Here is a 12,831-nt window from a genome sequence, read left to right as displayed (position 1 = left end):
GCCAAGCTCATCGCCGTGCATTAGGCGGGTTAGATATGTGCTATTATGATCCCGCCAAGCCGAACGACCGGCTTTTGCTCGGTATGAAGGGCAACATCAGGGAGTTCGAGCTTTTCGTCATTCGGGCGCGGATGTACGAGGCCCACGGCAGAAGGCCGAACTGCGGATAAATGTGCCGATCGGCTACATCTGGCACCCCGATTACGGCTTGGTTTCGACCCTGATATTCCGGCCAGGAAGCCATCAGGCTTATATTCGCGCGGTTCCGTGAGATCGGCAGCGTTTTCCGCGCCCATCTGACGGGAAGATGATGGTCTTCTTCGACTGGGTTCCTATCCGATATCGCAACGTCATCAGCGTATTGAAGAACCCTTTCTATGTGGGGGTCTATGTGTACGGCAAAACCCAAAAGCGGGCCGAGATCGTCGATGGCCGCGTTCGCAAGAGCTACGGCCACCGTAAATCCCACGAGGATTGGGCGGTTAGGCCGCAACTGTCCTGGGCTTTGTCGGTGGAGCGGAGTTCTCCATCTCAAGCGCTTTCTTACGCCAGCTTCCCCGACGCTATCTCCACCGGCTTCGGCTCGCCACGGAAGCTGAGGAATGCGGGGCGCAGCTTCTTTGCGCCAAACGGCTCCTCGAGTTGGTTTGACACGGCGTTGAACACGAAGAACACGTTCGAACGGGCAAACGGCGTGATGTTGCCGTTCGAGCCGTGGATCGTGTTGCAGTCGAACAGAACCAGCGTGCCGGCCTTGGCGGTGGCGGCATGGATCCCGTGCTCCTTGGCGAGCTTAGCCAGCGCCTCGTGCGAGGGTGTGCCCGCTTCCTCCTTCTTGAGCGAGGATTTGTAGTTGTCCTCCGGCGTCTCGCCGGCACAGGCGATGAAGTGCTTGTGCGAACCCGGCATCAGCATTAAGGGGCCGTTCAGTGCATCATTATCCGTTAAGAGCAGCGATGCGGAGACGGCACGCATGCGCGGCATGCCGTCCTCCGCGTGCCAGGTCTCGAAATCGGAGTGCCAGTAGAACTCCTTGCCCGTGAAGGCCGGCTTGTAGTTCAGCCGCGATTGATGGATATAGACGTCGTCGCCGACCAAATAGCTGGCGGTCTCGGCCACGCGGTGGTCGCTTGCCAGTCGGTTGAAGAGCGGACTCTGCTCGGGCAGCTTGTAGATGCTGCGCACCTCGTCTGAGCCCGGCTCGGTGATGACTGTGTCCTGTTCCAGCCAGCGCTCACCGCTCCGTAACGCTGCCGATTCTTGGGTCAGCGCCTTAACTTCCTCTTCCGAAAAGAGGTCCCTCAAGACAATGAAGCCGTCGCGGTCGAAGTGGTCGGTCTGCTGCGCGGTCAGCGGCGCGTCGGGGCACCACTGGCTCCACACTGTCTTGTCCAAACGGGGTAGCCAGTGCTCTTCGGGCAGCCGGCTCGGATAGGGATCCTGTCTTCGTTCAGCGCTATCGGTAATTCCAGACATCTTCTTCTCCTTCTTCTACGATTTCGTCGGCGCGGACTATCTCACTCCTCGGCCTTGATCACGGGCCAGGAACGCTGCGCCTTCTTCGTTGCGGGGTTCGAAAGGTCATTGATCAGATAGTTTTCTTGCAAGCTGGGCTTCGTATATTTTGTGTAGTTTGCTAATCACTCCATCCACAGCCGGCTCTTTCTCAAATAAGGGATTCAATGACTCAGCACGCTCCTTCTACAGGGTAGTCTGGAAGGACGCATTTCGGCGCACTGGAACTATAGGACGCGCGTTCCGGAAACTCCGCTGACTTACGTCAGAAACGCGAACGACAAAACTACCAAGAGTGGTAGGTCGATCGCGTCCCGAGGGGAAAATGCTAAGGGGCGAGCGACGAGCGTGTGTAATTAACAAGCTCTCTCAACCGCTGATTTCCCGCTCGGGTCGCGCTTCTGGAGGTGGCCGTTTCTGCCCGTGACACCACCATCGCCGAACGCGATGAACAGCTGCGAAGAAAGCGCGCCGGGGCCGCACTTCGCATCCAGCGCTGCAGCTGCGGATCGATCGCTTCAACCGCAAGCCTTCGGCCGCTCCTTCGAGAAGCTGGGCCAAATACGGCTTGAACTCGGAGATCTTGAAACCGATTTCGCCGCCAGCGTGCCCGATATCGAGCTGCCCACCGTCGCTGACACCGACAAGGTGCGGGTGTTGCCGGTTCGCAAGCTCAAACCCAACCGCAACCTGCCGCGCAGGCGGGTCGTTCGTGAGCGGTCTTGCGCATGCTGCCCGGGCTGTGGCGGCGATCTGCGCGCCATGGGCGAAGATAGCGACAAGGTGCTCAATCTGCTCGCCCAGGCCCTGGCAGGTGATGGAGACCATCTGATTTGCCTGTAATCGGCGGACAGGCGCTGGTTTCGAACAATGGCCCAACAGTTTCGCTACTTGTCTGCCATCTCCTTTCGAGATAGATAAATAGCACTGGGGAACATGCCCCGGTTGGATTTGTTCATCGTGGACATCAGGCAGTTAAGATATTTTGTCGGCGTCGTCGAAGCCGGCAGTTTCACGAAGGCAGCTGCGACCCTCAACGTTGCTCAAAGCGCTCTAAGCCTGCATGTGCGGCAACTGGAGGAAGGATTCGGCACCCAGCTGCTAGTCCGCGACAGGACCGGCGTCAGGGTCACGGCGTCCGGCGACAAGCTGCTTGAGCGAGCGCGGGTTATCCTGAAGGAAATTCAGCTCACTGAGGCCGAACTGACCAACTCGGTGGCTGCTCCTTCCGGAGAGGTGACCATTGGCATTCCGTCCGGAGCTGCTCGCGTCCTTAGTGGTCCCCTGATTGAATCGGTAAGAAGCGAATTGCCGAGGATCTCCCTTAAGATGATCGAGGGCATGACGGGACTGCTGGAGGAGTGGATGGCTGCTGGCCGTTTCAATCTGGCTATCCTTTACCGAACTGCCGAGAGCGTTGGGCAAATGACGGTGCTGGGCCGCGAAGAGTTTTGCCTGGTGGTGCCGGCGGGTAAACCGCCTTTCGAAGATTCGATACCGCTCGCCGACCTGCATGCGTTCCCGCTGGCGGTTCCAATGCGCAACAACAATGTCAGGCGTTCGGTGGCTGATGTCGTTGCGCAACACGGTTGTGTGCTGGACGTCAGATTCGAAGTAGACTCCCTTTCTACGATTATCAATATGGTCATGGAAGGAAAGGCGTATTCCATCCTTACCCCGTCGGCCATTCAGAAAGAGGCGTCTCAAGGCCAAGTCCGAACGGTTAAGATCATTGATCCAGTGATCACCCGTTCCGTTGTCCTCGCCGTCAACCCGAAAGACGACCGCTCTCCAGCCGTCTCTGCGGTCCGCAAGCTGATCCCTAAGGTCGTCAAGATATTGATCGAGAGCAAGCACTGGTCAGCCACGGCTCCGGACCGGCCTTAGGCATCCCAAACCAGTTTCAGTGCTACCGCTCTTTCGCGGCTGTCTGAGCTGTATCAATCTGGATTCGAGATGGTTTTGGGCGACATTCGATATTTGACCGCATGCGGCTATCGCTATGAAACTGCAAAGAAGCGAGCCCATGGTCCGGATATCGGCAGGTCTCGCACTGGCAGTAATACAGTCAAGCGGAGCATGCGATGTCCAACGCAACCAGCTATCAGCTTTTCATCAATGGCAGGTGGCGAGCGGGCAGTGACGGAACAACTCTGCCGGTGACCAACCCGGCGACAGAGAAGGTATTTGGCTCGGTGGCCGCGGCTTCAGCGTCGGATCTGGATGAGGCCCTTGCTTCTTCAGAGCGAAGCCGCCGGGCTTGGTCCTCACGACCTGTAAAAAAGCGCGGCGAGATCCTTGTGGCGGCCGCCAAGATCCTTGCCACAAAGGTAGGAGACGCAGCGAAGGATTTGTCGACCGAACAGGGCAAGACGATTGCCGAAGCAACAGGCGAGTACGCGCGCGCTGTCGAAACGTTGGAGTGGTACGGCACACACGCGGAAGAACTGTCGGTCCCAATTCCGCATGGCCCGAACCGAATGATCGTCCCCGAGCCGCTCGGCGTGGTCGCTGCTTTCACGCCGTGGAACTATCCCGCAGTGCTTATCGCCCGCAAGCTTGCCCCTGCTTTGGCGGCAGGCTGCCCGGTGATCCTCAAAGGGGCCGAAGAGACCCCAAGCGCGGCTGTATATTTCGTCGAAGCCTTGCGCCAAGCGGGTATCCCGGACGGCGTCGTCAATCTCGTCTTTGGCGCTCCGGTGCAAATATCCCGGCATCTCCTCAGCTCGCCTATCGTCAAGATCCTAACTTTCACGGGCTCTACCGAGGTTGGAAAACAGCTCGCAAAGCTCGCCGCGAATAACTTGCAGCGATGCATCCTCGAACTCGGTGGGCACTCCCCGGTCGTGGTATGCGAGGATGCGAATCTCGCAACGGCCGTTCCGGCAATTTCGGAATACAAGTTCGAGTGCGCGGGCCAGAGCTGCAATGCGCCCAGCAGAATCCTCGTCGCGCGGCCACTCTATGAGGACTTTCTATCGCAGATGACCGACGTTGCGCGCAACATCAAGATCGGCCCGCCCGACGACCCTACGACCGAGATGGGACCGATGGCAAACGCGCGGCGTATCGAGGCCATGCAGCATCTGGTAAAGGACGCAGTCGATCGTGGCGCCCGCATAGAGACCGGCGGCACCCGCCTCGACCGGCCCGGCTTTTACTGGCCGCCGACTATCCTGACAGGAGTGCCAAAAGATGCGAAAGTGCTTCATGAGGAGCCGTTCGGGCCCATCCTCACGGTGGCGCCGTTCGACACGATCGAGGAGGCAATCGAAGACGCCAATGCCACCGAATATGGCCTGGCCGCCTACTTCTTCACTGGCGCCACTGATGCGAAACGGGCGCTGATTGGCGGTGTCTCGGCTGGTGCTGTCAGCATAAATCATCTCAAAGGGGTTTCCGCCGACGCGCCCTATGGAGGCGTCAAACAGAGCGGCTATGGGTACGAAGGTGGGGAGGAGGGCCTGCGCAGTTTCCAAAGCTTGAAACTGGTCAACGGCCTCGGATCATTCGGGTAGGACCCAGTGAATACAAGGGCGCGCATCATTGCCGGTGAAGACATCTTAACGAGCGTCGCCGACGCTCTTCAGTACATCTCGTATTACCATCCTCCGGACTATATCCGCTGCCTTTCTGAGGCATTCGCTCGCGAGCAGAGCCCCTCGGCAAAGAACGCCATAGGGCAAATTCTGCTGAATTCGCGCATGGCGGCGTTCGGGCGCCGCCCGATTTGTCAGGACACCGGGCTGGTGGTGGTCTTTGCGAAGATCGGCATGGGCGTTCGCATTAAATCAAGGACCGATTTCGCGGACCTCGTGAATGAGGGGGTGCGCCGGGCATATCTTGATCCCGATAATCCGCTTCGCCCGTCCATCGTCTCGGATCCGCTCGTCAAACGGATAAATACCCGTGACAACACCCCGGCCGTCGTTCACGTCGAACTTGTGCGAGGCAAGCAGATTGAAATCACCATTGCTGCAAAGGGCGGCGGATCGGAGAATAAGGCGCGGTTCACCACTTTGAACCCCAGCGCCTCGGTGTCCGATTGGGTCGTCGATACGGTTTCGACGCTTGGTAGCGGATGGTGTCCTCCCGGCCTGATCTCGGTCGGCATCGGTGGCAGCGCGGAAAAGGCGATGCTGTTGGCCAAGGAGGCCATGAACGAGCGGATCGACATGTCGGAGTTGATTGCAAGGGGACCATCAAGTGCCGAGGAGGCCCTTCGAATTGAGCTCTATGAACGCATCAATGCTCTCGGGATCGGTGCTCAGGGTCTCGGTGGGCTCACGACCGTGGTGGATGTTAAGGTCGCGACCTATCCGGCGCATGCCGCATCGAAGCCCGTGGCGCTTATTCCGCAATGCGCTGCGAACCGGCATTTGACGTTTACGCTTGACGGGTCCGGGCCCGTTCGACTGCAGCCGCCAGATCTTTCCGAATGGCCGCAGATCGGGGCTGGGGACCTACAGATGAGCGGCGTGCGCCGCGTCAATCTAGACACTCTGACCAGAGAAGAGACCGCGTCTTGGCGGTGTGGAGAGACACTTCTTCTTTCTGGAAAGATGCTGACGGGGCGTGACGCAGCCCATAAGCGAATGGTGGAATTCATCGATGCCGGAAAGCCGCTTCCGGTCGATTTGCGGGGACGCGCGATTTACTATGTCGGGCCTGTCCGAGCCGTGAGGGATGAGGTCGTGGGACCGGCTGGACCCACGACCTCGAGCCGCATGGACGATTTTGCTGAAAAGATCCTCGCCGAAACGGGGCTGTTCGTGATGGTGGGCAAGGCCGAGAGAGGGCCGGCGGCCACCGAGGCGATTGTCAAGTACAAGGCGCCCTATCTCGTGGCGGTAGGCGGTGCCGCCTACCTGATTTCCAGGGCCGTCAAAGCGGCCCGCATCGTCGCTTTTGAAGACTTGGGAATGGAAGCCATCTACGAATTCGAAGTTCAGGATATGCCTGTTATCATGGCGGTGGACGTCCAGGGAAACTCCATTCACAATTCCGGACCCATTGAATGGCGCAAGCGCATGGCTGCCGACAGCATCGCGCGCAGCATCGGCATTTGATTCTGCCCAGGCTTCCGGCTGCCAAAACTCGTCTCTAAATGACAGCCAGGACCGCGGGCATTGGTTCAGGGGACCCGGGCTACCGAATCGCGCTCTTTGCTTTAGGTGCTGCAAGAACATCAAAGTGGCCGAAAACCGCGCGATTGGCACGGCGCCTGCGGCAGTTTAAGTTTCAGACCGCAAAATCAACCCGATCGAAGGCCATGAAGCCGACTCTCACTGCTGCCCGCCTGGATGCCTGGGATTTTCGGATCCTTTCAGAAATCCAAGCAGATGGTCGGATCTCGAAAAGCGAGTTGGCCAAGCGCGTTCATCTTTCGGCTTCGGCTTGTTCGGACCGGCTGCGCGCGCTCGAGACAGCAGGCATAATTGAAGGATACTTCGCTCGACTGAGTCCCTCACTCACGGCCGGCGCAATTTTCTTCATGGTGGAGGTGGTGCTCAACCGCCACCGACTTGAGGACCAGCGCCACTTCGAGTCGGCGATTCAAGATTTTCCCGAGGTCCTCGACTGCTGGGCTATCGGAGGGCGCATAGATTACCTCATGCGGGTCGCGGCGCCCTCAATGGCCGCGTACCAAGAGTTCATGGACGGGCTATTGCAGGTGGGACTGGGAATTGACCAGTATTACAGCCTTATCGTGACGAAGCCCGTGAAATCCAATTCCCCAGTCCCTTTGGCTGCTCTGGAGAAGCGCTGAGCTCGCTCGGCTTGGTTTCCACTGCCATTGAACCACTTTCCGTGAAATCGTCGGCCGCACATGTCAATTCCCGCGAATTGCGCGAGCGGTTCCCTGCTATGTTCACCCTCAGAGCGGCTGATAAAAACGCGGCCGGAAATGAGCGGAGAGTGGCAATGAGCCTGACCAATCTGGGAACCAAGCAAATCCAGGAAAAGGATCGAAGCTACGTCTTTCATCCGTCGACACATCTGGCAAAGCACAGCCGTGGGGAGACGCCAAACCGCATTATGGCTGGCGCGGAAGGCGTTTACATCTGGGACACCGAAGGCCGGCGCAGCCTTGACGGTTTTGGCGGGCTCTATTGCGTGAACATGGGCTACGGATGCAAGGAGATCGCGGACGCGATTTCCCGGCAAGCCCATGAACTGCCGTTCGCCCATGTCTATGCCAGCCAGGGCACCGAGGCGGTCGCTCGCCTGGCGGAGGCTGTGGTCGAACACTTTGGCCAGAATGTGCAAAGAGTGTTTTTCGGCCTTTCGGGATCCGATGCCAACGAGACCAACATCAAGCTGGTATGGTACTACAACAACATCCTCGGTCGCCCGAAAAAGAAGAAGATAATTTCGCGAAACCGCGGCTATCACGGATCCGGACTGGTCACCGGCAGTCTGACAGGCCTCCCGTTCTTCCACAAATTCTTTGATCTCCCGCTCGACCTTGTGCGCCACACGACAACGCCGCACCACTATCGCCAGGCGCATGATGGCGAAACCGAGGAGGCATTCTCCAAGCGTTGCGCCGATGAACTTGAGTCCCTCATCCTGGCTGAAGGCCCAGAGACGGTCGCAGCCTTCATCGGAGAGCCTGTACTGGGGACCGGCGGCATCGTTCCGCCCCCCACCGGATATTGGTCTGCCATCCAGGCTGTGCTCGACAAATACGATATTCTCCTGATTGCTGATGAGGTGGTATGCGGTTTCGGACGCACCGGTGAAAAGTTCGGTTCCCATCTCTATGGCATGCGACCGGATTTCGTGACGATCGCCAAGGGTCTGAGCTCGGCTTACCTCCCCATCTCGGGATCGATTATTGGCGACCGGGTCTGGTCGGTTCTGGAGGAGGGAACGGAAAAGCACGGGGCGCTCGGCCATGGGTGGACGTATTCAGGTCACACGCTTTGCGCCGCCGCAGCTCTCGCCAACATCCAGGTATTCAAGGAAAGGAATATCTTGGAGCATGTCCGCGACGTCGGCCCCTATTGGCTATCGCGCATGAAATCCGAATTGGAGGGACATCCCATTGTAGGCGAGGTCCGCGGCATCGGCATCCTGTCCGCCGTCGAACTTATGCTAAATCCCAAGGCGCGGGTGCCTTTCGCTCCCGAACTTCAGGTCGGAGTGCGCGCCGCTGCCGCATTGTTTGAAAATGGTGTTATCGGCCGTGCAATGCCGCACGGCGATATCCTGGGCTATGCCCCGCCTTTGATCATTACAAGGCAGGAGGTGGACATCATCGTCGACGCAACAGCGAAAGCCGTCGAAACAACTTACCGCGCGCTAAAGAGCGAGGGTGCCATTTGACCTGCACGCCGACCGGTAACTGCCGCGACACTATTTGAGGGGGTCGGCCTCGATGCTTTCTCTGTTTGACGGCAGCGAAAGAACCTAGGCCGGCCGTGCGCCCCGTCGAGGCGCGACAGCCGGCGTTTCTCCGTTCGCTGTGCAGCCCCGGCGCCCGTGTTTGCGGGCCGCAAAACATAGCAATGGCCGCCTTGCCATCTCGTTGCGAGATGCGACCATATACCAACGGCATTTGACCTATGGCCGTCACGGCTTCATCCTGGATGGCGGAATGGTCGCGACAGTCCCGATTAATCTCGGGGCCGAGGAAGATCAGCGTCCCCCGGTCTTCGATGAGATTCACACCGCCACTCCTCCCAAGGCGGGCCTGGCCGGCGGGCGACAGACAGGTTGCTCGCCGGCTTCTCTTCCTTGAGAGCGTCCGGGCTCATAGAACGGAGTCTCGCCGAGCATGGGGAAGCCTTGGCACACTCGTTGAACGATTAGACTCTTTCACGTTTTGACGGAAGCGTATCCAGCGTTTGCGAAGTAGTTCGTGCATTCGGCTGCCTCGATGGTTTCGACGAGGTGACCGATGTGGCGCCATGTGTCCTCGACGGTACGTTTTTGGGCCTGACGCATCCAGTGTTTGATCTTGGCGAAGGCCTGCTCGATCGGATTGAGATCCGGTGAATAGGGCGGCAGGTACCAGAGCCTGGCGCCAGCGGCCCTGATCATTTGCCTGATGGCCGCCGACTTATGGCTTCCAAGATTGTCCATGATGACGATATCGCCGGGCTTCAGCACCGTGATGAGCTGCTGCTCGACATAGGCGCGGAAGCATTGGCCGTTGATGGGTCCGTCGAAGACGCAAGGCGCCGCGAGCCGATCCCAGCGCAGCGCGCCAAGGAAGGTCAGCGTGCGCCAGTGGCCATGTGGAGCCAGGCCGCGCAGCCGCTTGCCCTTCGGCCCCCAGCCGCGCAGCGGAGCCATGTTGGTCTTGATCCAGGTCTCGTCGATGAAGACCAGGCACTGCGGATCGAGGCCGCCCTGCCAGGATCGCCATCGTTGACGCCGCCGCGCGATGTCGGCGCGCGCCTGCTCAAGGGCGAACAGCGTTTTTTTGAAGCTCAACCCCTCGCGGCGCAGGAACTGCCACACTGCGTTGTGCGAGACCTTGACCCCGCGACCGGCCAACTCATCCTTAAGACCGTGCAGCGTCAGATGCGGCGTCTCACGCATGCGTGCCTCGATGAAGGCGCGGTGCGGCTCCAGCACCCTTTTGCGATGTCCGCCCATCTTGCCAGGCGCAACCGAGCCAGTCGCCCGATGACGCTGCAACAACTTCACCGCAGCCGAAACCGAAATGCCGAACCGCTTGGCGGCCGACCGGCGGCTCTCACCACTCAATACCGCCGCTACAACCCGTTCGCGAAGATCGTCCGACAGAGGTCGCGTCATCAGATGCTGGCTTCCATTCCAGCCAGCATCTTGAATCACAAATCCGACAGATACGGAATCTGGAGGCTTCTGTGAGGTCCGCATGCTCGACGGAGCGAGCCGGTTGATTGTCGGACCTCATTGCAAGCCGGATTGAGCGAAGCCGCGGGTCGGTCTGGCGCTATGGGGATTGTAGCCCTGCGGAGGGTGGGGATTGTCTTTGCCAGACCGATGAACGGCGTTCGCGGTTCGACCACAGCGATGGACAGCATGGCGGAAGGCAAAACCGTGATGGCGTGAACCGTCAGATAGGTAGCAGTGGCCTCTACCGCTGGTCTGGCTGCTTGCGGTTTTGTGCGGTGGGACAAAGGTCTGGGTGCCATCGCGCATGGCGACGGGTGCCGAACCAGACGATGTGGACGCACCCGGCGTGATCATGAGGTGTCATTCCAGAAGGGGGTCGGCGGCGCCTGCCCGCATCGCCAGGTGGCGAGCGTGACCATCGTCCCTCCGCAGCATGGGCAGCGATGCGTCAACACCAGGCGCTCGGCGGCGACAGCGGCGCTTTCAGCACTCGATTCGGGATTGTTCTGCTGCTGGCTGGCCAGCAATCGGCGGCACAGGCCGAGCTTGGCGGCGCGATGACCGTTGGCGAGGAAGCCGTAGTGGCGGATGCGGTGGAAGCCGTCGGGCAGCGTGTGCAGGAGGAAGCGGCGGATGAACTCATGGGCATCGAGCGTCATGACCTTCGTCCTGCCGCCATGACGATAATCTCGCCAGCGGAACGCGACGCGATCATCGACCATGCTAACCAGGCGGGATTGGCGATGGCGACGCGATGGGTGTAGCGGCCAAGATAGGCCAGCACCTGTTGCGGCCCGCCGAAGGGCGGCTTGGCGTAGACGACCCATTCGAGGCGACGGACTTCAGCGAGCAAGCGGGCGAAGGCGTCGGGCTTTGCCAGGTGGGCGAGATCGCCGAAGAAAGCCCAGCCGGCCCGCATCATGGGCCACTCGCAGTTCCTCCAGGAAGCGGCGGCGAAACAGGCGCGACAGCACGCGCACGGATAAAAAGAATCCCGGCCTGCACGAGATCCAGCGTGTGCAGTCCGGCGAGACGCCACCGCCCGGCACGATGCAATGCAGGTGGGGATGGTAGGTGAGAGTCTGGCCCCAGCTGTGCAGCACTGCGATGAGGCCGATCTCAGCGCCCAGATGTCTGGGATCGGCGGCGATCGTGCGCAGCGTCTCGGCCGCCGCCTTGAACAGGATCGTGTAGAGCGCCGTCTTGTTGTGGAAGGCGATCGCGGCGACCTCGACCGGCAGCGTGAACACCACGTGGAAGTAGGGCACCGGTAGAAGCTCGTCCTGCCGCGCGGCGAGCCAGTCCCGGCAGGCCTGGCCCTGGCACTTGGGGCAATGCCGGTTGCGGCAGGAATTGTAGGCCACGCGGATCGACCCGCAGGAGCGGCAGCCCTCGACATGACCGCCCAGTTCGGCGGTCCGGCATAGCTCGATCGCGCAAGGCGCGCACGTCCTCAAGGCCAAGCCGGTCAGGGGAGCGGCCAAAGTAGCGCGAAAACTTCGCCACCGCGTGCACGTAGGATCGCTGGGTGGCCGGCGACAGATTGCGGATCGTCATGTCCTCGATCATGCGCCGGCGAAGAGGGCTCAACTCGACCATCTCATTGCTCCTGTTCTCGAGATTGCGCTTCAACAGCCGCAATCCTTCAAAACAGAAGCGTCACCCGCAAACCGATCCGCCAAATGCCGCGTTAGCGGCTTCGTTCAATCCCTTCAGCCGGCTGAATGTCCACGAGCCCTAGCCTAGCGGCCGATTCGATCGAGAGCGGCATCGAGCACATCACCGATAAAGCGGTGGAAAGCTGGTCGCCGCCAGTCAGTGCCGAAACAGCATACGCATGAACCGAGAACTCGGCGGCACGAAGCCGCTTCCTGTCATTCTCGAACCTGTGCCGGATGAGCTCCTATCGTCATGGATTGCGCGCCATGCGGGTTTCTATGGCGTCTCCCCGCTCACTATGCTCCACCCTGCTATTCCGGAAGCAAAATCTTTGCGGCTGACCGATACAAAGCTGGGTCCAACCCACGCCGGCCACATTGCGAGGCTGTTTCGAACCGAGTCGTCTGCAATTCTGACAACCACATCAAGTTTCCCAAGTTCCGCAGCACGGCTCGCCGCGCCATGCGCTATTCAATGTTGCTTCGCTTGTGCCGAGCAAAACAGAGGGCAGGGCGCAACAACTGCGGTGCAGCGAAACTGGACCCAGGGTTGGCGGATAACCTGTCCCGTATGCGTACTACGGCAACAAGACATAAGAGAAGCAGCATCTGCGCTTATAAGCCCGCTCTCGCCGTTCGAGGGTCTTTGGAAAGATGCCCTCCACGGTGAACGGCTCATCGATCATTGCAAGAAGACGGCGCAATGTCACATTTAAGCGCAGCGCGACACCCTTCATACCGAGCAAAAGCCGGTCGTTCGGCTTGGCGGGATCAATAATAGCACACATCTAACCCGCCTAATGCACGGTTATGAGCTTTTGGT

10 protein-coding genes and 4 pseudogenes are annotated in these 12,831 nt (G+C 59.7%); 9 read left to right on the top strand and 5 right to left on the bottom strand.

Going from position 1 to position 12,831, the window contains the following annotated elements; all coding sequences use genetic code 11:
* A pseudogene (locus RFM41_RS34355) lies at positions 1-484 on the top strand (recombinase family protein); the annotation flags it as partial.
* Between the two features lie 59 nt (positions 485-543).
* Here the strand turns inward: RFM41_RS34355 and thpD are convergent.
* Entirely contained in the window at positions 544-1,476 is a 933-nt protein-coding gene (thpD, locus tag RFM41_RS33555; RefSeq protein WP_320253447.1) for an ectoine hydroxylase, read from the bottom strand.
* Between the two features lie 486 nt (positions 1,477-1,962).
* Between thpD and RFM41_RS33550 the strand changes: the two genes are divergently transcribed.
* The 6 genes from RFM41_RS33550 to RFM41_RS33525 all read left to right on the top strand — a co-directional run bounded on the left by RFM41_RS33550 (position 1,963) and on the right by RFM41_RS33525 (position 8,847).
* Complete coding sequence (locus tag RFM41_RS33550; protein ID WP_320253446.1) at positions 1,963-2,358, top strand: hypothetical protein; 396 nt, start codon at positions 1,963-1,965, stop codon at positions 2,356-2,358.
* Between the two features lie 117 nt (positions 2,359-2,475).
* On the top strand, positions 2,476-3,402 hold the full coding sequence (locus tag RFM41_RS33545; RefSeq protein WP_320253448.1) for a LysR family transcriptional regulator: 927 nt from the start codon (positions 2,476-2,478) through the stop codon (positions 3,400-3,402).
* A 197-nt stretch (positions 3,403-3,599) separates the two neighbouring features.
* Positions 3,600-5,033: an NAD-dependent succinate-semialdehyde dehydrogenase gene (locus RFM41_RS33540; protein WP_320253445.1), complete on the top strand. Its 1,434-nt coding sequence runs from the start codon at positions 3,600-3,602 to the stop codon at positions 5,031-5,033.
* 6 nt (positions 5,034-5,039) lie between these two features.
* Positions 5,040-6,584 (top strand): fumarate hydratase, encoded by a 1,545-nt coding sequence (locus tag RFM41_RS33535; RefSeq protein ID WP_320253444.1) that lies wholly within the window; start codon positions 5,040-5,042, stop codon positions 6,582-6,584.
* A gap of 203 nt (positions 6,585-6,787) precedes the next feature.
* Complete coding sequence (locus RFM41_RS33530) at positions 6,788-7,285, top strand: Lrp/AsnC family transcriptional regulator (protein ID WP_320253443.1); 498 nt, start codon at positions 6,788-6,790, stop codon at positions 7,283-7,285.
* A 155-nt stretch (positions 7,286-7,440) separates the two neighbouring features.
* Positions 7,441-8,847 carry an aminotransferase gene (locus RFM41_RS33525; protein WP_320253442.1) on the top strand — a complete coding sequence of 469 codons (1,407 nt, stop codon included), beginning with the start codon at positions 7,441-7,443 and terminating at the stop codon, positions 8,845-8,847.
* Positions 8,848-9,339: 492 nt separating this feature from the next.
* On the opposite strand, the gene RFM41_RS33520 is transcribed toward RFM41_RS33525, so the two are convergent.
* The 3 genes and pseudogenes from RFM41_RS33520 to RFM41_RS33510 form a co-directional block, all read right to left on the bottom strand.
* Positions 9,340-10,287: an IS630 family transposase gene (locus tag RFM41_RS33520; protein WP_320253441.1), complete on the bottom strand. Its 948-nt coding sequence runs from the start codon at positions 10,285-10,287 to the stop codon at positions 9,340-9,342.
* A 413-nt stretch (positions 10,288-10,700) separates the two neighbouring features.
* Positions 10,701-11,834 (bottom strand): annotated as a pseudogene (locus RFM41_RS33515) (IS91 family transposase).
* Positions 11,785-11,949: pseudogene (locus RFM41_RS33510) on the bottom strand (phage integrase N-terminal SAM-like domain-containing protein); the annotation flags it as partial. The pseudogenes RFM41_RS33510 and RFM41_RS33515, both read right to left, overlap by 50 nt.
* Between RFM41_RS33510 and RFM41_RS33505 the strand changes: the two are divergent.
* Together RFM41_RS33505 and RFM41_RS34350 are read left to right on the top strand one after the other, a co-directional pair.
* Positions 11,879-12,091, top strand: coding sequence for a hypothetical protein (locus RFM41_RS33505; protein ID WP_320253449.1), 213 nt, complete (start codon positions 11,879-11,881; stop codon positions 12,089-12,091). The pseudogene RFM41_RS33510 and the gene RFM41_RS33505 overlap by 71 nt on opposite strands.
* Positions 12,092-12,187: 96 nt before the next feature.
* Positions 12,188-12,574, top strand: a pseudogene (locus tag RFM41_RS34350) (TniQ family protein); the annotation flags it as partial.
* A gap of 12 nt (positions 12,575-12,586) precedes the next feature.
* On the opposite strand, the gene RFM41_RS33500 reads toward RFM41_RS34350, so the two are convergent.
* Positions 12,587-12,796 carry a hypothetical protein gene (locus RFM41_RS33500; protein ID WP_320253440.1) on the bottom strand — a complete coding sequence of 70 codons (210 nt, stop codon included), beginning with the start codon at positions 12,794-12,796 and terminating at the stop codon, positions 12,587-12,589.
* Between the last annotated feature and the right edge of the window lie 35 nt (positions 12,797-12,831).

Origin of the sequence: Mesorhizobium vachelliae (genome assembly GCF_033977325.1) — a bacterium.
GTDB lineage: Bacteria > Pseudomonadota > Alphaproteobacteria > Rhizobiales > Rhizobiaceae > Mesorhizobium > Mesorhizobium vachelliae.
This window is presented reverse-complemented; position numbering and strand designations above follow the sequence as displayed.